This is a genomic window from Pseudomonas sp. SF2 (assembly GCF_036858055.1).
Lineage (GTDB): Bacteria > Pseudomonadota > Gammaproteobacteria > Pseudomonadales > Pseudomonadaceae > Aquipseudomonas.
Genome location: NZ_JAMBDI010000014.1, coordinates 282,790 through 301,107, shown reverse-complemented (window position 1 = coordinate 301,107; position 18,318 = coordinate 282,790). Strand labels below are relative to the sequence as shown.

The 18,318-nt window shown below is 64.1% G+C and carries 20 protein-coding genes; 13 read left to right on the top strand and 7 right to left on the bottom strand.

Features of this window, described 5'->3' with window-relative positions; all coding sequences use genetic code 11:
* Positions 1 to 83 precede the first annotated feature (83 nt).
* Both M2S36_RS10875 and M2S36_RS10870 read right to left on the bottom strand, forming a co-directional pair.
* Complete coding sequence (locus M2S36_RS10875; protein WP_015268535.1) at positions 84 to 329, bottom strand: TIGR02647 family protein; 246 nt, start codon at positions 327 to 329, stop codon at positions 84 to 86.
* Positions 330 to 399: 70 nt separating this feature from the next.
* Positions 400 to 702 (bottom strand): hypothetical protein, encoded by a 303-nt coding sequence (locus M2S36_RS10870; protein WP_063914387.1) that lies wholly within the window; start codon positions 700 to 702, stop codon positions 400 to 402.
* A gap of 148 nt (positions 703 to 850) precedes the next feature.
* On the opposite strand from M2S36_RS10870, the gene M2S36_RS10865 reads away from it, so the two are divergent.
* Positions 851 to 1,513, top strand: a complete 663-nt coding sequence (locus M2S36_RS10865) for a glutathione S-transferase (protein WP_207833055.1) — start codon at positions 851 to 853, stop codon at positions 1,511 to 1,513.
* A 124-nt stretch (positions 1,514 to 1,637) separates the two neighbouring features.
* Here the strand turns inward: M2S36_RS10865 and argH are convergent, their stop codons facing one another.
* Positions 1,638 to 3,032: an argininosuccinate lyase gene (gene argH, locus M2S36_RS10860; RefSeq protein ID WP_025337274.1), complete on the bottom strand. Its 1,395-nt coding sequence runs from the start codon at positions 3,030 to 3,032 to the stop codon at positions 1,638 to 1,640.
* A gap of 296 nt (positions 3,033 to 3,328) precedes the next feature.
* Between argH and M2S36_RS10855 the strand changes: the two genes are divergently transcribed.
* The 7 genes from M2S36_RS10855 to rsd all read left to right on the top strand — a co-directional run bounded on the left by M2S36_RS10855 (position 3,329) and on the right by rsd (position 9,763).
* Entirely contained in the window at positions 3,329 to 4,072 is a 744-nt protein-coding gene (locus M2S36_RS10855; protein WP_063914390.1) for a LytR/AlgR family response regulator transcription factor, read from the top strand.
* 174 nt (positions 4,073 to 4,246) lie between these two features.
* Entirely contained in the window at positions 4,247 to 5,188 is a 942-nt protein-coding gene (hemC, locus tag M2S36_RS10850) for a hydroxymethylbilane synthase (protein WP_063914391.1), read from the top strand.
* On the top strand, positions 5,185 to 5,952 hold the full coding sequence (locus tag M2S36_RS10845) for a uroporphyrinogen-III synthase (protein WP_207833057.1): 768 nt from the start codon (positions 5,185 to 5,187) through the stop codon (positions 5,950 to 5,952). Before hemC ends, M2S36_RS10845 begins: the two co-directional genes overlap by 4 nt.
* Positions 5,953 to 5,997: 45 nt before the next feature.
* A complete protein-coding gene (locus M2S36_RS10840) occupies positions 5,998 to 7,098 on the top strand; it encodes a uroporphyrinogen-III C-methyltransferase (protein WP_063914393.1) in 1,101 nt (366 codons plus the stop codon).
* Complete coding sequence (locus M2S36_RS10835; protein ID WP_333957157.1) at positions 7,095 to 8,333, top strand: heme biosynthesis protein HemY; 1,239 nt, start codon at positions 7,095 to 7,097, stop codon at positions 8,331 to 8,333. The genes M2S36_RS10840 and M2S36_RS10835 overlap by 4 nt, the downstream gene beginning before the upstream one ends.
* 221 nt (positions 8,334 to 8,554) lie before the next feature.
* The gene (locus tag M2S36_RS10830; RefSeq protein WP_333957156.1) at positions 8,555 to 9,061 is read left to right on the top strand and encodes a disulfide bond formation protein B; all 507 of its coding nucleotides are present in this window, start codon (positions 8,555 to 8,557) and stop codon (positions 9,059 to 9,061) included.
* Between the two features lie 231 nt (positions 9,062 to 9,292).
* Entirely contained in the window at positions 9,293 to 9,763 is a 471-nt protein-coding gene (rsd, locus tag M2S36_RS10825) for a sigma D regulator (protein WP_333957155.1), read from the top strand.
* A gap of 9 nt (positions 9,764 to 9,772) precedes the next feature.
* Here rsd and M2S36_RS10820 read toward each other — a convergent pair whose 3' ends face one another.
* Positions 9,773 to 10,411, bottom strand: coding sequence for an FKBP-type peptidyl-prolyl cis-trans isomerase (locus M2S36_RS10820; protein ID WP_207833065.1), 639 nt, complete (start codon positions 10,409 to 10,411; stop codon positions 9,773 to 9,775).
* A 379-nt stretch (positions 10,412 to 10,790) separates the two neighbouring features.
* On the opposite strand from M2S36_RS10820, the gene M2S36_RS10815 reads away from it, so the two are divergent.
* Positions 10,791 to 11,744, top strand: coding sequence for an AlgP family protein (locus tag M2S36_RS10815; RefSeq protein WP_333957154.1), 954 nt, complete (start codon positions 10,791 to 10,793; stop codon positions 11,742 to 11,744).
* On the opposite strand, the gene M2S36_RS10810 is transcribed toward M2S36_RS10815, so the two are convergent.
* Positions 11,720 to 12,202 carry a TIGR02444 family protein gene (locus M2S36_RS10810; protein WP_063914399.1) on the bottom strand — a complete coding sequence of 161 codons (483 nt, stop codon included), beginning with the start codon at positions 12,200 to 12,202 and terminating at the stop codon, positions 11,720 to 11,722. The two genes, M2S36_RS10815 and M2S36_RS10810, sit on opposite strands and share 25 nt — an antisense overlap.
* 50 nt (positions 12,203 to 12,252) lie before the next feature.
* Here M2S36_RS10810 and M2S36_RS10805 point away from each other — a divergent pair, with 50 nt between their 5' ends.
* The 3 genes from M2S36_RS10805 to M2S36_RS10795 all read left to right on the top strand — a co-directional run bounded on the left by M2S36_RS10805 (position 12,253) and on the right by M2S36_RS10795 (position 15,582).
* Entirely contained in the window at positions 12,253 to 14,163 is a 1,911-nt protein-coding gene (locus tag M2S36_RS10805) for an ATP-binding cassette domain-containing protein (RefSeq protein ID WP_333957153.1), read from the top strand.
* Complete coding sequence (locus M2S36_RS10800) at positions 14,163 to 14,750, top strand: mechanosensitive ion channel family protein (protein ID WP_207833070.1); 588 nt, start codon at positions 14,163 to 14,165, stop codon at positions 14,748 to 14,750. The genes M2S36_RS10805 and M2S36_RS10800 overlap by 1 nt, the downstream gene beginning before the upstream one ends.
* A 199-nt stretch (positions 14,751 to 14,949) precedes the next feature.
* Positions 14,950 to 15,582, top strand: a complete 633-nt coding sequence (locus M2S36_RS10795; RefSeq protein WP_207833073.1) for a LysE family transporter — start codon at positions 14,950 to 14,952, stop codon at positions 15,580 to 15,582.
* A 48-nt stretch (positions 15,583 to 15,630) separates the two neighbouring features.
* Here M2S36_RS10795 and M2S36_RS10790 read toward each other — a convergent pair whose 3' ends face one another.
* Positions 15,631 to 16,383, bottom strand: a complete 753-nt coding sequence (locus tag M2S36_RS10790) for a slipin family protein (RefSeq protein ID WP_063914403.1) — start codon at positions 16,381 to 16,383, stop codon at positions 15,631 to 15,633.
* A gap of 2 nt (positions 16,384 to 16,385) precedes the next feature.
* On the bottom strand, positions 16,386 to 17,732 hold the full coding sequence (locus tag M2S36_RS10785) for an NfeD family protein (protein WP_207833074.1): 1,347 nt from the start codon (positions 17,730 to 17,732) through the stop codon (positions 16,386 to 16,388).
* Positions 17,733 to 17,830: 98 nt separating this feature from the next.
* On the opposite strand from M2S36_RS10785, the gene M2S36_RS10780 reads away from it, so the two are divergent.
* Positions 17,831 to 18,289, top strand: coding sequence for an aminoacyl-tRNA deacylase (locus M2S36_RS10780; protein WP_015268554.1), 459 nt, complete (start codon positions 17,831 to 17,833; stop codon positions 18,287 to 18,289).
* Positions 18,290 to 18,318: the final 29 nt, after the last annotated feature.

The following is an 18,318-nucleotide window of genomic DNA, read 5'->3' as shown; positions in this document are numbered from 1 at the left end:
AGCAAGCGGCGCGGTGTATGGCACCGGCTAAAGCCGCTCCCACAGGGACCGCGCGAGTTTCAAAGTTTGAGCAAGACCGCCATTCAAGCCGGCTGTGGCGCCTTGAGAATGTTCTGCAGCAACTGGACACTTTCGACAGCGTCATGACCCAAGCTGGTCAGGTAGCCGCCATCAGGTTGATCGGTCAGCCCCTTTTCATGCAGGCGTTGCGCGGCGGCCACCAAGGCAGGGGAAGCGTTCTTGTGAATCTTGATGCCTTCCTGGCTGCTGTCGTGCTTGAACAGCGAAAGGACTTCCAGTTCAGCGATCAGATCGGGGGTAAAAGGCATGGCGACTCCTGACTTCCAGACAAGGATGACGGCACCGTTCTACGGTGCCTGATCTTCGAGTGTAGCCGGGTTATTCGTCCTCGCCTTGATCCATCTCAGGCGGTAACTCTGGCAGCGCCCGCAGCGCGCTTTCATACCACTCGCTGTTGAACGCGCGGTCTTCCACCAGCATGTTGTCGATCTCGAAGGCCAGCACATGGGCCATCAGGTTGAGAATGTCTTCACGCTCATAGCCAACCAGGGTCAGCTTGTTGAAGGTGGCCTTGGCCGCAGGCGGCTCGCCGCTTTCTATCTGGTTCTCGATAGCCTGGGTCAGCGTTGCCTCGGCGAAGGCTTCGTCGTCGTCATTGTCGATGTCGGTGGGCTCGCTCATGGCGGTACTCCTAGGATGGGATGCACAGTGTGCCACGCCTGTGGCAGCAATGCCCGGGCATTGACGGGGTGCATGACGCTGGTCAGGGGGCGGCTGATCGGTCTATAAAAGCCGGGCCAACCCCTTACGGCCTGGAGGCTGTTACCTCATGCTCAAGCTTTATGGATTCTCGGTCAGCAACTACTACAACATGGTCAAGCTGGCCCTGCTGGAAAAAGGCCTGCCCTTCGAGGAAGTCACCTTCTATGGCGGCCAGGCGCCACAGGCGCTGGAAGTGAGCCCGCGAGGCAAGGTGCCGGTGCTGCAGACCGAACACGGCTTCCTCAGCGAAACCAGTGTGATCCTCGACTATATCGAGCAGACCCAGGGCGGCAAGGCGCTGCTGCCGGCCGACCCGTTCGGGCAAGCCAAGGTGCGTGAGCTGCTCAAGGAAATCGAGCTGTACATCGAGCTGCCGGCGCGTACCTGTTACGCCGAGTCATTCTTTGGCATGTCGGTAGAGCCGCTGATAAAGGAAAAAGCCCGTGCCGACCTGCTGGCCGGTTTTGCCACGCTCAAGCGCAACGGCCGCTTCGCACCCTATGTGGCGGGTGAGCAACTGACCCTGGCAGACCTGATGTTCTGCTTCTCGGTCGATCTGGCCTGTGCCGTGGGCAAGAAGGTGCTGAACATCGACTTCCTGGCGGACTTCCCGCAGGCCAAGGCGTTGTTGCAGCTGATGGGCGAGAACCCGCACATGGCGCGGATCGTGGCGGACAAGGAGGCGGCGATGCCGGCCTTCATGGAGATGATTCGTAGCGGAAAACGCTGAGAACAGTGTTGGGGCATTCGCGGGTAAACCCGCTCCCACAGGTACAGCACTGCTTTTGAAGCCTGTGCAATACCTGTGGGAGCGGGCGTGCCCGCGAACGAGGGCGAAGCCCTCGCAATGGGCCTTAACGCGAAGCCAGCAGCGCCTTGCCGCGGGCCACGGCGGCACGCACCTGCGCCGGTGCGGTACCACCAATGTGGTTACGGGCATTCACCGAGCCTTCCAGGGTCAGCACGGCAAACACGTCCTGCTCGATCTGGTCGCTGAACTGGCGCAGTTCGTCCAGGCTCATTTCGGCCAGGTCCTTGCCGGTGTCCACGCCATACTTCACCGCGTGGCCCACGATCTCGTGGCAGTCACGGAACGGCAGGCCACGGCGTACCAGGTAGTCGGCCAGGTCGGTGGCGGTAGAGAAGCCGCGCAGGGCCGCTTCACGCATGATGGCATGCTTGGGCTTGATTGCCGGGATCATGTCGGCAAAGGCACGCAGCGAGTCGCGCAGGGTGTCGGCGGCGTCGAACAGCGGTTCCTTGTCTTCCTGGTTGTCCTTGTTGTAGGCCAGCGGCTGGCCTTTCATCAGGGTCAGCAGGCCGGTCAGGGCGCCGAACACGCGGCCGCTCTTGCCACGTACCAGTTCTGGCACGTCCGGGTTCTTTTTCTGCGGCATGATCGAGCTGCCAGTGCAGAAGCGGTCTGGCAGGTCGATGAACTGGAACTGCGCGCTGGTCCACAGCACCAGCTCCTCGGAGAAGCGCGACAGGTGCATCATCGCCACGCTGGCGGCGGCGCAGAATTCGATGGCGAAGTCGCGGTCCGACACGCCATCCAGCGAGTTGCCGGCCACGGCTTCGAAGCCCAGCAGCTTGCAGGTGAGTTCGCGGTCGATCGGGTAGGTGGTGCCGGCCAGTGCGGCGCTGCCCAGGGGCATGCGGTTGGCACGCTTGCGGCAGTCGACCAGGCGCTCGTAGTCGCGGCTGAGCATTTCGAACCAGGCCAGCAGGTGGTGGCCGAAGGTGACCGGCTGGGCCGTCTGCAGGTGGGTGAAGCCGGGCATGATGGTTTCCGCTTCACGCTCGGCCTGCTCCAGCAGGCCCTGCTGCAGGCGGGTGATTTCGGCCAGGATCAGGTCGATTTCGTCACGCAGCCACAGGCGGATGTCGGTGGCCACCTGGTCGTTGCGGCTACGGCCGGTGTGCAGCTTCTTGCCGGTGATGCCGATACGGTCGGTCAGGCGTGCCTCGATGTTCATGTGCACGTCTTCGAGATCGACGCGCCAGTCGAAGGTGCCGGCCTCGATCTCGCCCTGAATGGTCTTCAGGCCATCGATGATGGTGTCGCGCTCGGCATCGCTGAGCACGCCGACCTGCGCCAGCATGGTGGCATGGGCGATCGAACCCATGATGTCGTGGCGGTACAGGCGCTTGTCGAAATCGACCGAGGCGGTGAAACGGGCGACGAAGGCGTCGACGGGCTCACTGAAGCGGCCGCCCCAGGACTGATTGGTCTTGTCGGTGCTCATGGATTCACTCATTGCAGGCGTGAACGAAAAAGAGGCGCCGATGATAGCAGGGTTGGGCTGGCCGCCGCAGGGCGCTGGTCGAGAGAAATGCACGGAAAACGGCAGAGAAGGATTTGCAGGAATGAACGGCAGTGTTCCACGGACCGTCTACAGTTGGACTGAGGACTGGCAGTGAATCTGCCAGCCGAGTGAATCTTTGGCCATCGCACCGGTCTAGAGCGTGACCTTAGTGTCGCTCGAACCATACCTGTCTACGCTATACCTGTGCGAGACTCATTCAGGAATCCAGCGCAATTATGAATGTCCTGATCGTTGATGACGAACCCCAAGGCCGTGAGCGCCTTAGCCGGCTGCTCGGCGAACTGGAGGGTTACACCGTGCTGGAGCCTAGCGCCACCAACGGCGAGGAGGCCCTGGCGCTGATCGAAAGCCTCAAGCCCGATGTGGTCCTGCTGGACATCGGCATGCCAGGCCTGGATGGCCTGCAGGTTGCTGCCCGCCTGTGCGAGCGCGAGGCGCCGCCGGCGGTGGTGTTTTGCACCGGGGACGATGAATATGGTGCCGAGGCTTTCAAGGACAGTACCCTCAGCCATGTGACCAAACCTTTCCAGGCCCAGGCCTTGCGCGATGCCTTGCGCAAGGCCGAAAAGCCCAACCGCGGCCAGTTGGCGGCGCTCACCCGACCAGGTAATGAAGGTGGCGGCCCGCGTAGCCACATCAGTGCCCGTACGCGCAAAGGCATCGAGCTGATCCCTTTGCCCCAGGTGATCTACTTCATTGCCGACCACAAGTACGTGACCTTGCGCCACGAGGCCGGAGAAGTGCTGCTCGACGAGCCGCTCAAGGCCCTGGAAGACGAGTTTGGCGAACGCTTCGTGCGTATCCACCGCAACGCGCTGGTCGCCCGTGAGCGTATCGAACGCCTGCAGCGCACCCCGTTGGGGCATTTCCAGCTGTACCTGAAAGGCCTGGACGGGGACGCCCTGACCGTCAGCCGGCGCCATGTGGCCGGTGTGCGCAAGATGATGCAGACCCTCTGAGCCCTTTGCGCAAGTCTGTGGATTTGCTCGGGCCTTGTGGGAGCGGCCTTGTGTCGCGAAAGGGCCGCAAGGCCGCTCCCACAGCAAACCACACATGGCCTGTTGATCCGTATCTGCTAGCGATACCGGCGATGCTGTTATCATCGACAGCATTTCTCTGGATCGGGGCGTTCCATGTCCACTCGCGAAATCCGCATTGCCACCCGTAAAAGTGCCTTGGCCCTGTGGCAGGCCGAATACGTCAAAGCCCGCCTCGAGCAGGCCCACCCCGGTCTGCTGGTAACCCTGGTGCCCATGGTCAGCCGTGGTGACAAGCTGCTCGACGCCCCGCTGGCGAAGATTGGCGGCAAGGGCCTGTTCGTCAAGGAACTGGAAACCGCCTTGCTGGACAATGAAGCCGACATCGCCGTGCATTCGATGAAGGACGTGCCCATGGACTTCCCCGAAGGCCTGGGCCTGTACTGCATCTGCGAGCGCGAAGACCCGCGCGATGCCTTCGTCTCCAACCGCTTCGCCAGCCTCGACGCGCTGCCGGCCGGCAGCATCGTCGGTACCTCCAGCCTGCGCCGCCAGGCCCAGTTGCTGGCGCGTCGCCCGGACCTGCAAATCCGCTTCCTGCGCGGCAACGTCAACACTCGCCTGGCCAAGCTGGATGCCGGTGAATACGACGCCATCATCCTTGCTGCCGCCGGTCTGATCCGTCTGGGCTTCGAAGACCGCATCACCTCCACCATCAGCGTCGATGACAGCTTGCCGGCTGGCGGCCAGGGCGCGGTGGGCATCGAGTGCCGCAGCGCCGACCACGAAATTCACGCGCTGCTGGCGCCGCTGCACCATGCCGACACCGCCGACCGGGTGGTGGCCGAGCGTGCCTTGAACAAACGCCTGAATGGTGGCTGCCAGGTGCCGATTGCCTGCTATGCGGTACTGGAAGGTGACCAGCTGTGGCTGCGTGGCCTGGTTGGCCAGCCCAGCGGTGGCACGCTGCTGGTGGCCGATGCCCGCGCGCCTCGTACTGCCGCCGAAACCCTGGGCGTGCAAGTGGCCGAGGACTTGCTGGGGCAGGGTGCCGAAGCCATCCTCAAGGAAGTCTACGGCGAGGCCGGCCACCCGTGAGCCAATGGCGCCTGTTGCTGACCCGGCCTGCCGAGGACTGTGCGGCACTGGCGCAAAGCCTGGCGGCGGCGGGGGTGGGCAGCAGCTGCCTGCCGCTGTTGGCGATCGAGCCCGTCACCGTGGGTAACCAGCAACGCCTGTTGCTGGAAGGCCTGCAGGGCTTCCAGGCGATCATCGTGGTCAGCAAGCCGGCTGCCCGGTTGTTGCTTGAGCAACTGGCCAAGGCCGGCCTGCAGCCACCCGTGCAAGGCTGGTTCACTGTGGGTGAGGCGACCGCCGCCGTGCTGCAGGGGGCGGGCCTGGCGGTGAGCGTCCCGCCACGTGGTGATGACAGCGAAGCGTTGCTGGCGCTGCCAGCCCTGCGCCAGGCCGTTGCTGTGCCGGCGCCACGGGTCTTGATCGTTCGTGGCGTCGGAGGTCGCGAACTGCTGGCAGAGCGTCTTGCAGAGCAAGGTGCTAGTGTCGATTATCTGGAACTGTATCGTCGCTGCCTGCCGGCTTACCCGGCGGGCACCCTGATGCGCCGCATCGAAGCGGAACGCCTCAATGGCCTGGTGGTCAGCAGTGGGCAGGGTTTTGAACACTTGCAGCAGATGGCCGGTGCCGACTGGCTGCAGCTGGCGCGTCTGCCGCTGTTCGTGCCCAGCCCTCGGGTCGCCGAACAGGCCAGGGCCGCCGGGGCCCAACAGGTTGTGGATTGCCGTGGCGCCAGTGCCACGGCCTTGCTGGCAGCCGTGCAGCGCAGCGCTGCACCTGCCTCTTAAGGCGCTAAGCTGAACGCGATGCGCCCCCATGCAAAGGATGGATACGTGAGCGAGACTGTCTTGTCCAATAACGATCAGCCGTCGGCACAAGCGCCGGCGGAACCCGTCACCACCCCACCTGCCAAGCGCTCCGGCAGTGGCCTTGCAACGCTGGCCCTGCTGTTGGGTGCGGCCGGGGTGGCGGTAGGTGGCTGGGGTGTCTGGCAGGTGCGTCAACTGCAAGGCAGCGAATTCAACCAGGGCCAGCACATCGAGGCGCTGAACCAGCGCGCCGAGGCCCTGCAGCAGCGTGAGCAGCAGATCAGCGCGCAACTGGCCAGCCTGCCGGCGGCCAGCGAGCTGGAAGACCGCCGCCGCCTGGTAGCGCAGTTGCAAGGCGACCAGCAACGCCTCAGCCAGCGCCTGGAAACCGTGCTGGGCGAAAGCCGCAAGGAATGGCGCCTGGCCGAAGCCGAGCACTTGCTGCGCCTGGCCACCCTGCGTCTGTCGGCGCTGCAGGACATCACCAGTGCCAAGGCCTTGGTCGAGGGTGCTGACGAGATCCTGCGCGAGCAGAGCGATCCGGGTGCCTTCGCCGCCCGTGAGCAGCTGGCGCGTAGCCTGGCCACGCTCAACAGCACCCAGCAACCGGACCGTACCGGCTTGTTTCTCAAACTGGCCGCGCAGCGCGAGCTGGTGCAGCAACTCAGCGCCCAGTCGCCGGAGTTCGAAACCAATGCCGACGCCCTGGGCGCCTTGACCGCCGATGGTGATGGCGCCAGTCGCCTGTCCCAGTGGTGGGCCGAGATCTCCAAGTACTTCCAGATCGACTTCAACGCCGATGACAACGTGCGGCCGCTGCTGGCCGGGCAGCAACTGAACCAGCTGCGCCTTGCCCTGAGCCTGACCATCGAACAGGCCCAGTGGGCAGCGCTCAATGGCGATAGCAAGGTCTACACCCAGGCGCTGGACGACGCGCGTAGCGTGCTGCTGGCCAATTTCAACGCCGACAACCCGCAAAGCAAGGCCATGCTTGACAGCCTCAATGCCCTGGCCGAGCAGCCGGTGTCGGTGGTTACCCCCGACCTCAGCGAAAGCCTGGCCGCAGTACAGGCCTATATCCAGCGCCGCCACCTGCCGGCCGAGGCTGAAGGGGGCAAGCCATGAAGCGTGTCTACCTGCTGGCCGTGCTGGCGATTGTGGTCGCGGCGGCGCTGGGTATTGCGGTCGCCAAGCACAGCGGCTACGTGCTGATCTCCTATGGCAGCTTCCGCTACCAGTCGGGGTTGTGGGCGGCCCTGGCCGGCTTGCTGGCGGTGGTGCTGCTGCTGTGGCTGGTGCGCTACCTGGTCGGCCTGGTGCTGACTTCCAGCGGCGTGGTCAACCCATGGTCGCGGCGTAATCGCAGCCGGCGCGTTCGCCTGGCCATCGAGCAAGGCCAACTGGACCTCGCCGAGGGCCGTTGGGCCAGTGCCCAGCGCCACCTGCACCGTGCCGCAGAGGCCGAGCGCCAGCCGTTGCTGTATTACCTTGGTGCCGCGCGTGCTGCCAACGAGCAAGGCCGAACCGAAGACAGCGATAACCTGCTGGAGCGTGCCCTGGAGCGCCAGCCGCAAGCGGAGCTGGCTATCGCCCTGACCCATGCGCAGTTGCAGATGGACCGTGGCGAAAGCGATGGCGCCCTGGAAACCCTGCTGGCCATGCAGGAGCGCCACCCGCACAACAGCCAGGTGCTGCGCCTGCTGCAGCGGCTGCACCTGGAGCGCGGCGACTGGTCGGCACTGATCCGCCTGCTGCCCGACCTGCGCAAGGGCAAGGTGCTGCCAGCCGCCGAACTGGCTGCCCTGGAGCAACGTGCCTGGGGCCAGAACCTGAGCCTGGCCACCACCCGTGGCGAGGACGCGCAAAGTGCCCGTCAGGCCCTGGAGCGCGCCTGGCAGCAACTGACCGCTGCCCAGCGCCAGGAGCCACAGCTGGTGCTGGCCTACGCCGAGCAATTGCGCCAGGTGGGTGCCCAGAGCGAAGCCGAACAGGTGCTGCGCAACGCCCTCAAGCGTGAATACGAAAGCCACCTGGCCCGCCTGTACGGCCTGGTGCGCGGCGATGACCCGGCGCGTCAGTTGCAAACTGCCGAAGGTTGGCTCAAGGCCCACCCGCAGGACGCCAGCCTGCTGCTGACCCTGGGCCGTCTGAGCCTGCAGAACCGCTTGTGGGGCAAGGCGCGCGACTACCTGGAAAGCAGCCTGCGCATGGAGCGCAACCCCGAGGCCTGCGCCGAGCTGGCGCGTCTGCTTGCCGGCCTTGGCGAGACCGAGCGAAGCAACCAGCTGTTCCAGGAGGGCCTCGGCCTGCTGGACGAGCGCCTGCTAGCCCTGCCTTTGCCAGAAGGCGTGCGCGCCTGACCTACCCCAGGGCCCGTGCCAAGGCGCGGGCTCCGGGGGCGGGTAACTTGTCTCTCGATGTAAGTTCGATCTGCAGTCCATTTCTTCAGACGCTTCCTACCGCATGGCTGGAAATTTCCTTCGCGATTCAGCGACTTGTCATTGCTGTCGCGCCTTGAAACAAAGCGTGTCTTTCCTCTACCGTTTCAAGCCACTTCATTATCCCGGGACCTTCACCGCCCATGCTGCCGGCCCGTTTGCGCACCTTTTTTCTACCTGCCAGCCTCGCTGCACTGGCGGTACTGGCCGCGTCCTTCCACCTGGAAAACGTCCTGGGGCTGGTGCCTTGCCCGTTGTGTTTCAGCCAGCGGCTGCTGCTTGGCGTGTACGCGCTGCTGTGCCTGGCGGCAGTGCTACAGGCACCGGGTACGGCGGGTATTCGCTGTTACGCGCGGGCGACGCTGGGCTGTTCGCTGACCGGTGCGTTGCTGGCAGCACGGCATGTCTGGTTGCAGGGGGCTGACGGGGCCATCCCTGTCTGCCCGGTGCCGATCGGGCGGCTGTTGGAGCAGTCCTGGGGCGAGGCGGCTCGGCAACTGTTGTTCGGTGGCCCGGATTGCAACTCGCTGACCTGGAGCTTTCTCGACCTGACCTTGCCCGAGTGGAGCCTACTGGCTTTTCTGCTTTTGGCGGGGCTGCCCTTGAGCTGCCTGCTGGCGTATCGTTTCCGCACCCTGGCGAGAACATGACCTGGCGCAAGGCTGGCGCCATTGGCGCGACCAATGGCCGTGTAACAGGTTATTAAACACTTGTATGAACTTTGTCCGCTGCGTACCTTGAAGGGCAGCACGCACGGGAATAATCTCCCAGCACGCATACCGAAAACACAACTGCTCGATGCCGCCTGCTGATGTCACCTTTGTGCTGCACGGTCGTGGTGCGAGGTGCAGCGGCATCTACCCAGAAGGGAAGAGATCGCCATGCTCGATAGTTGTCAGAACGCTCAGGAACGCTGGGGTGGGGTTCACAAACTGATCGACCGCTGGCTGGCGGAGCGCAAGGAACTGGTGCAGGCTTTCCGCGCACTGCGCGATGCCAAGCCGGCCTTCGCCGACAAGGACACCAACGGGGAGTTTTGCGCGCTCCTTGTCGACTACGTTTCGGCGTGGCATTTCGAGGTCTGCGAGCAGTTGGTCAGAGAGGCCAAGGCTTTCGGAGACGAAAAAGCGCTGAAGCTGGCCGAAGAGATCAACCCACGGATCAACGACAGTACTCAGATCGCACTGGCCTTCAATGACCATTGCGCCAAGGGTGAGTGCAAGGACACCGAACGCTTCGCCGAGAAACTGGCCAAGTTGGGCGGGCTGTTGCACGAGCGCTTCGAACTTGAAGACTGCCTGATCGAAGTGCTGCACAACGCGCACAAGGAAGAAGGCGCGGTCCAGGCCTGAGGGTTGGCGTCAGTCGCCAACCGCCAGCAGTTCGATCTCGAACACCAGGGGTGTGTAGGGTGCGATCAGGTCCCCTGCGCCCTCGGCGCCATAGGCTTGCGCCGACGGAATCACCAGGCGCCATTTGGCGCCGGCGTGCATTCGCGGCAAGGCCACCTGCCACCCTTCGATCACCGAATCCAGGCTGAACCATTGGGGCGTCTGGTTCTGGTCGAACACCGAGCCGTCTGGCAGCCTGCCCACATAGCGCACCTGCACCTTGCCACCGGCTTTGGGCTGCGCGCCCGTACCTGCTTGCAGTTCGCTGTAGAGCACGCCCTCCGGTAGTTCGTGCACACCATAACCACCACGCTCTTTGGTCATGAAGCGTGTTTCGGCAGCCTGCAGCTTCTGCATGGCGGCATCGCCTTCCTGCGTTTCATGCTGCCGGAGCACGGCCTGCATGCGTGCCTTGTCGAGTTTCAGCGGTTGCCCCTGGTAGGACTGGCGTAGGCCTTCGACCAGCGCATCCAGTTGCAGGCCCGGCATATCCTGGCGCAGCCGCTCACCCAGGCTGGCGCCGAGGCTGTAGGCAAGGTCATGTTCGTCGCTGTCGGCCAGGGCGATGGGGGCCAGCAGGCATAAACCTAATACAAGATATCGAGGCATGGTCGGTTCCTGCGCCAATGAGCGGGGAAGTATGCCAGTGTTCCGTTTTGTATTGTGTGCTCGCGGTCCTTGTAGGTGCGGCCTTGTGTCGCGACAGGGCTGCAAAGCAGCCCCGGCAATATCTGCGGTGGTGCCGAAATCCAGGGGCTGCTCCGCAGCCCATCGCGACACAAGGCCGCTCCAACAGGGGGCTGTGCATTACAGATAAGTGGCAAATATCAGCAATGATTTATTCAGCAACTACACTTGCTCGGAGCTGCAAGATAACAACTTTGCCCAGGCATGCAACGCGGCGTAAATATTACTGTCAACATGCCCTAGCGGCGGTAGCAGCAGAAGCATAGTATGAGCCGCAATCTCGTCAGCCAGGAGGTAAACCATGTCGGCCAAAAAGAAGCCAGTAAGTACGCCGTTACACCTGCTCCAGCAACTTTCGGGCAGCTTGCTCGAACACTTGGAGGATGCCTGCTCGCAAGCGCTGGCTGATGCGGAAAAACTGCTGGCCAAGTTGGAAAAGCAGCGTGGCAAGGCCCAGGAAAAACTGCACAACGGTCGCCTGAAACTGCAAGATGCGGCCAAGGCAGGTAAAGCCAAGGCGCAGACCAAGGCGCAAAAAATCATTGGCGAACTTGAAGAACTGCTCGACTCCCTCAAGGAACGTCAAACCCAGACCCGTTCTTATATCCAGCAACTCAAGCGCGATGCCCAGGACAGCCTCAAGCTGGCCCAGGGTGTAGGCAAGGTTCGCGAAGCTGCAGCCAAGGCGCTTGACCAGCGTGCTGCCAAGACCGCCAAGCCCGCCTCCAGGGCTGCTGCCGCCAAACCTGCAGCCAAGCCAGCCGCCAAGGCCACTGCTGCCGCCAAACCTGCCGCCAAACCAGCTGCCAAGGCTACTGCTGCGGCCAAACCTGCAGCCAAGCCAGCCGCCAAGGCCACTGCTGCGGCCAAACCTGCAGCCAAGCCAGCAGCCAAGGCCACTGCTGCAGCCAAACCTGCAGCCAAGCCAGCCGCCAAGGCCACTGCCGCAGCCAAACCTGCAGCCAAGCCCGCTGCCACAGCCAAGCCAGCGGCGGCCAAAGCACCAGCCAAAGCCGCTGCTGCCAAGCCAGCCGCGAAGCCAGCTGCCGCCAAGGCTCCAGCACGTGCGGCCGCCAAACCCGCCGCCAAGCCAGCAGCTGCCAAGCCTGTTGTCAGCAAGCCAGCCGAAGCCAAACCGGCTACGCCTGCCGCCAGCACCCCGGCCGCTGCGACCAACTCGGCCACCCCGGCAGCTTCGGTAGCACCATCGGCACCCGCCAGCACCCCGGCTCAGGCACCGTCTTCGGCGTCCTGAAACGTTGCCGCCGCGACGCGCAATCGAACCAGCGCGTCGTGGTGGCGGGCCTGGTCCGGCACCAGCCGGGCCAGCCAGTCGTCCACGGGCTCATGGGCGCCTGCCGGCCACTGTCGCGAACGCTCCTGCAAGCGCTCAAGCAAGGCTTTCTCGGCCTGTAGCTCCAACCCCTTCACCTGCTCACGCAACGCCGCCAGCTGCGCATCATTTTGCGCTGCTGCTCGCCACTGTTGGCGCAAGCTACGTAATGGGTTGACCACTTCGCGCTGCCAGGGCTCGGTAACCTCGCGCAATGCCTGTACGCGTTCGTCCCGCACGGCCACGCCACGCGCCTGCAGCCAGGTTGCGCACAGCAGCAGACAGACATCGCCACCCTGCGCCTGCAGGGCGAGGCAGGCCGCTTCCACGCCGGGCCTGGCATACAGGGCCAGGGCGTGATTCCACAGGTCGGTGTGCATGGTTCCACTCGCGCTATGGGCCGAGGAAGCTGGTAGACTCCGCGACCATCATGATCAGACTATCCAACCTCACTTTACAGCGTGGTCCGCAGCGCTTGCTAGAAGGCGCCGAGATGACCCTGCACACCGGTCACAAGGCCGGCCTGATCGGCGCCAACGGTGCCGGAAAATCCAGCCTGTTCGCCTTGCTGCGCGGTGAGCTGTCACCTGATGCCGGCGATTGCCAGCTGCCCGGTGACTGGCGCATCGCCCACATGCGCCAGGAGGTCGACACCCTCGACCGCCTGGCCGTGGACTATGTGCTCGACGGCGACGCGCGCCTGCGCAAGGTCCAGGCCGATCTGGCCGCGGCCGAGCAGGCCCACGACGGTACCGCCCTGGCGCGCCTGCACATTGAGCTGGATAGCGCCGACGGCTATACCGCCGACGCCCGTGCACGCAAGTTGCTGGCTGGCCTGGGCTTCACCAACGAGCAGATGGACCGCCGCGTCGGCGACTTCTCCGGTGGCTGGCGGATGCGCCTGAACCTGGCCCAGGCCCTGATGTGCCCGTCCGACCTGCTGCTGCTCGACGAGCCCACCAACCACCTGGACCTGGACGCTATCCTGTGGCTGGAGGACTGGCTCAAGGGCTACCCCGGCACGCTGTTGCTGATCTCCCACGACCGCGACTTCCTCGACGCTGTGGTCGACCATGTGCTGCACGTCGAGCAGCGCAAGCTGAACCTGTACAAGGGTGGCTACACCGCCTTCGAGCGCACCCGTGCCGAGCGCCTGGCGCAACAGCAGCAGGCCTACGAGAAGCAACAGGCCCAGCGTGCGCACATGGAAAAGTACATTGCCCGCTTCAAGGCCCAGGCCACCAAGGCCCGCCAGGCACAGAGCCGGATCAAGGCCCTGGAACGCATGGAGGAGCTGTCGGCGGCGCATGTCGATTCGCCGTTCGACTTCGTCTTCCGCGAGTCGCAGAAAATCTCCAGCCCGCTGCTGAGCCTGTCCGAGGGCCGCCTGGGTTACGGTGACAAGGCCATCCTCGACAAGGTCAAGTTGCAGCTCACCCCGGGTGCGCGCATTGGCCTGCTCGGCCCCAACGGTGCCGGCAAGTCGACCCTGATCAAGAACCTCGCGGGCGAGCTTGAACCACTATCGGGTCGCCTGGTGCGCGGCGAGAACCTGGCGGTGGGCTACTTTGCCCAGCACCAGCTGGACTCGCTGGACGACAAGGCCAGCCCGTTGCTGCACCTGCAGCGCATCGCCCCCACCGAGCGCGAGCAGACCCTGCGCGATTTCCTGGGTGGCTTCGACTTCCATGGCGACCGTGTCGACGAGCCGGTGGTGAACTTCTCCGGTGGTGAAAAAGCTCGCCTGGCACTGGCACTGATCGCCTGGGAACGGCCGAACCTGCTGCTGCTCGACGAACCGACCAACCACCTCGACCTGGAAATGCGCCTGGCGCTGACCATGGCCTTGCAGGAGTTTGCCGGTGCCGTGGTGGTGGTGTCGCACGACCGTCACCTGCTCAAGAGCACTACCGACGACTTCCTGCTGGTGGCCGACGGCAAGGTCGACACCTTCGATGGTGACCTGGACGACTACAGCCGCTGGCTGGTCGAGTACCGCCAACGCAGTGCGCCGGCCAGTACCGCCCCGGTCAACCCGGACAAGACCGACAAGAAAGCCCAGCGCCAGGCTGCCGCAGCCTTGCGCCAGCAACTGGCCCCGCACAAGAAGGCCGCCGACAAGCTGGAAACCGAGCTCAACCAGGTGCACGCGCAACTGGCCGAGATCGAGACCGGGCTGGGGGATAGTGGCCTCTACGACGCGTCGCGCAAGGACGAATTGCGTGACCTGCTGGCGCGCCAGACCAAGCTCAAGCAGCGCGAGGGCGAACTGGAAGAGGCCTGGATGGAAGCGCTGGAAACCCTCGAAAGCATGCAGGCCGAGCTCGAGGCGTTGTCCTGATGGAGGAACTGCGTTCGCTGCTGCCAGGGCAATGGATGGACACCTTCTGGCTGGGCTTGCAGATCCTGTTGATCCTGGTGGCGGCCTTTGTCCTGCAGCGCATCGTCGCGCGCGGGTTGAGCCGCCTGGGCCAGCGTTACCCGTTGCCGCCGGAGCTGCTGGTGCCGGTGCGTGGTGGCCTGCGCTGGCTGATCATGGGCAGTGCGTTGCTGTTCGTGCTGGAGCGCCTGGGTGTATCGGCGACCGTGCTGTGGACAGCACTGTCCGGCTTCGTCGCGGTGGCGGCGGTGGCCTTCTTCGCCATGTGGAGCGTGCTGTCCAACCTGCTGTGCGCGGTGCTCATCTTCACCGTCGGGCCGTTTCGCATCGGTGACGTGGTCGAGCTGGTCGACACCCTGGACAAGCCGGGCGTGAAAGGCCGGGTGATTGCCATCAACCTGCTGTTCACCACCCTGATGGAAATGCCAGAGGCGGGTGGGGCGCTGGTGCAGGTGCCCAACAGCCAGTTCTTCCAGAAGTCGGTACGGCGCTGGCGCGGGGCTGAGGTGCAGTCCATGCACAAAGAGTCGCCTGTCGAGGGTGACTGAACCTGCACCGGCCTCTTCGCGGGTAAACCCGCTCCCACAGGTATTGCGCTGTCCTCAAGGGCTGTGAAACTCCTGTGGGAGCGGGTTCACCCGCGAAGAGGCCAGCACAGGCAATACAAATCCTTCAGAAATCGCTGGTTATTTTTTCACCAACACCTTAGCTTAACGATTTGCAACATATGTTCGAGCGAGGTGTGTGATGTCGATGGAAGTGTGGTTGGGCTTCTTTGCCGCCTGTTGGGTGATCAGCCTTTCACCCGGTGCCGGGGCGATTGCCTCGATGTCCAGCGGCCTGCAATACGGCTTCTGGCGTGGTTACTGGAACGCCCTGGGCCTGCAACTGGGCCTGATCATGCAAATCGCCATCATTGCCGCCGGCGTCGGTGCCGTCCTGGCCGCCTCGGCCACGGCCTTCCAGGTCATCAAATGGTTCGGTGTCGCCTACCTCATCTACCTGGCCTACAAGCAGTGGCGTGCCCTGCCCATGGACATGAGCGATGAATCCGCCGTGCGCCCGATCGGTAAACCGCTGAGCCTGGTGTTCCGTGGCTTCCTGGTCAACGTCAGCAACCCGAAGGCGCTGGTGTTCATGCTGGCGGTGCTGCCGCAGTTCATCAACCCGCATCAACCGCTGTTACCACAGTATGTGGCGATCACCGTGACCATGGTCACCGTGGATATGCTGGTGATGGCGGGGTACACCGGATTGGCTGCGCGGGTGTTGCGCTTGCTGCGTACGCCCAAGCAGCAGAAGCGTTTGAACCGGACGTTTGCCGGGTTGTTCATTGGTGCTGCTACCTTCCTGGCGACTCTGCGCCGCGCGCCAGTCTGACATATCGTATGTAGGCCATTCGCGGGCTTGCCCGCGAATGGGCCACCTCTATTTCTGCTTGTCCACCATCCCCTTGAGCAAATCCACCGGCAGCGGAAACACGATGGTCGAGCTCTTGTCCCCGGCAATCGCCCCCAGCGTCTGCATGTAGCGCAACTGCATCGCCCCCGGCTCCTTGCTCAGCATCTGCGCCGCCTGCATCAGCTTTTCCGACGCCTGCAACTCACCCTCGGCATGGATCACCTTGGCCCGTCGTTCACGCTCGGCCTCGGCCTGGCGGGCAATGGCGCGCACCATCGATTCGTTGAGGTCGACGTGCTTGATCTCCACGTTGGCCACCTTGATGCCCCAGGCATCGGTCTGTGCATCCAGCACCTGGCGAATGTCCGAGTTCAGCTGCTCGCGTTCGGCCAGCAGTTCATCCAGTTCGTGCTTGCCGAGCACCGCACGCAGTGTGGTCTGGGCCAACTGGCTGGTTGCCACGAGAAAGTCCTCGACCTGAATGATCGCCTTCTGCGGATCAAGCACGCGGAAGTACAGCACGGCGTTGACCTTGACCGAGACGTTGTCGCGGGTGATCACATCCTGCGGCGGTACATCCAGCACCACGGTGCGCAGGTCGACCCGAACCATTTGTTGGATCACCGGGATCAACAGGATCAGCCCCGGCCCCTTCACCTGCCAGAAGCGCCCCAGCTGGAATACCACGCCGCGCTCGTATTCGCGCAGGATGCGGAACGCCGACAGCAACAGCATCGCCAGCACGATCAGCACCGCGCCGAAGCCCAATTGCATGAACATGGTCATTCTCCTTGCGCCGCGGGCGCGGCGGCGCTCACTTCCAGCATGACGCCATGGCGCGCGGTCACCCGCACGTTCTGGCCCGCTTGCAGTGGCGTTGCACACTGCGCCTGCCATTGCTCGCCCTGGGCCAGCACAAAGCCACAGAACGGGTTGCCCGCCATGACCTGGGTGACGGTGACCAGGCTGCCGACCAGACCGGCGTCACCGCTGACCAGCGCCCGTCGACGGGCCTTGAGGGCCATGCCCAGCACACCGCCGATCAGCAGCGCCGAGAACACCGCGAGGGTGCCGATCAGGGCCAGCGGGATGCCGAAACCGGGGGCATCGGTATCGATCAGGATCAGCGCGCCGACCACGAAGGCGACGATACCGCCGAAACCGACCACACCGAAACTGGGCAGGAAGGCTTCGGCGATCATGAAGGCGATGCCGAGCAATATCAGCGCCACCCCGGCGAAACTCACCGGCAACAACTGCAGGGCATACAGCGCCAGTAACAGACAGATGCCGCCCACCACACCCCCTACCGTCGAGCCGGGGTTCATGAACTCGAACAGCAGGCCGTACACGCCGATCATGATCAGGATCAGCGCCACGCTGGGGTTGGTGATGACCGCCAGCACGCGCGTGCGCCAGTCCGGCAGGTGCTCGACCAGGATGGCGCCGGCGGTCTGCAGCTGTTGGGGCTGGCCAGCGACAGTGAGCGTTTTGCCATCGAGCTTGCGCAGCAGGTCGGGCAGGTCGTCGGCCACCTGGTCGATCACGTCAAGCCGCAGGGCCTCGCTGGCGGACAGGCTGACCGCCTCGCGCACGGCCTTTTCCGCCCAGTCGGCATTGCGCCCGCGCAGCTGCGCCAGGCCACGAATGTAGGCCGCCGCATCGTTGACCTGCTTGCGCGCGAGGGTTTCGTTATCGCTGCCTTTGGCCTTGTCGTCCTTGGGCGTGCCTGGCGGGGCGCCGATCTGCACGGGCGTGGCGGCACCCAGGTTGGTACCGGGTGCCATGGCTGCAATATGGCTGGCGTAGAGGATATAAGTGCCGGCGCTGGCGGCGCGGGCCCCGCTGGGGGCGACGAAGGTGGCGACCGGCACGGGGCTGGCGAGAATCGCCTTGATCATCTGGCGCATGGCGCTGTCCAGCCCGCCCGGGGTGTCCATGCGGATAACCACCAGTTGTGCGCCCTGTGCCTGTGCCTGGCCGAGGCTGCGTACCAGGTAGTCGGCGCTGGCCGGGCCGATGGCGTCATCGATGCCCAGCACCCAGACTGCACCGGGCGCTGCCAGGCCGCCTGGCGTAATGCCAAGCAGCAACACCAGCAACAGCCAGCGCCAGCAGCGGGCGATCACCTGTCGTCACCTCGTTTGCCTCTATTGCACAAGTTTAGCCCTGCCTGCTGGTACCCGGCCTAAAATTGGAAATTGGGGGGCGAAACCGGAGGTGCATCATGCGTATGGCAAAGACCCTGCAGGATCGCCTGGACAAGGCCAACTGCGACTACGACATCATTCCCCATCCACATTCGGCCACCAGCCTGGAGTCGGCCCGTACGGCCGGCGTACCCGCCGAGCGGGTCGCCAAGTCGGTGATGCTCGATGACCGTCATGGCAACTACATCATGGCCGTGCTACCGGCCAACCGGCATCTGGACATGACCAAGGTGCGCATGTCCGGGGCCTGGCAACTGACCCGTGAAAGCGGCCTGCCGAGCCTGTTCGGCGACTGCGAGCGCGGTGCCGTACCGGCCCTTGGCGATGCCTACCAGATAAAAATGCTGGTCGACCCGAGCCTGACCCGTCAGGGCGATGTCTACCTGGAAGCGGGTGACCACGATCACCTGATCCACATGAGCATGGAGCAGTACATGAAACTGGTGCCGCACGCCGAAGTGCGCGAGCTGTGCTGATGTTTTCACACCAATGCCGGGCGGGCGTC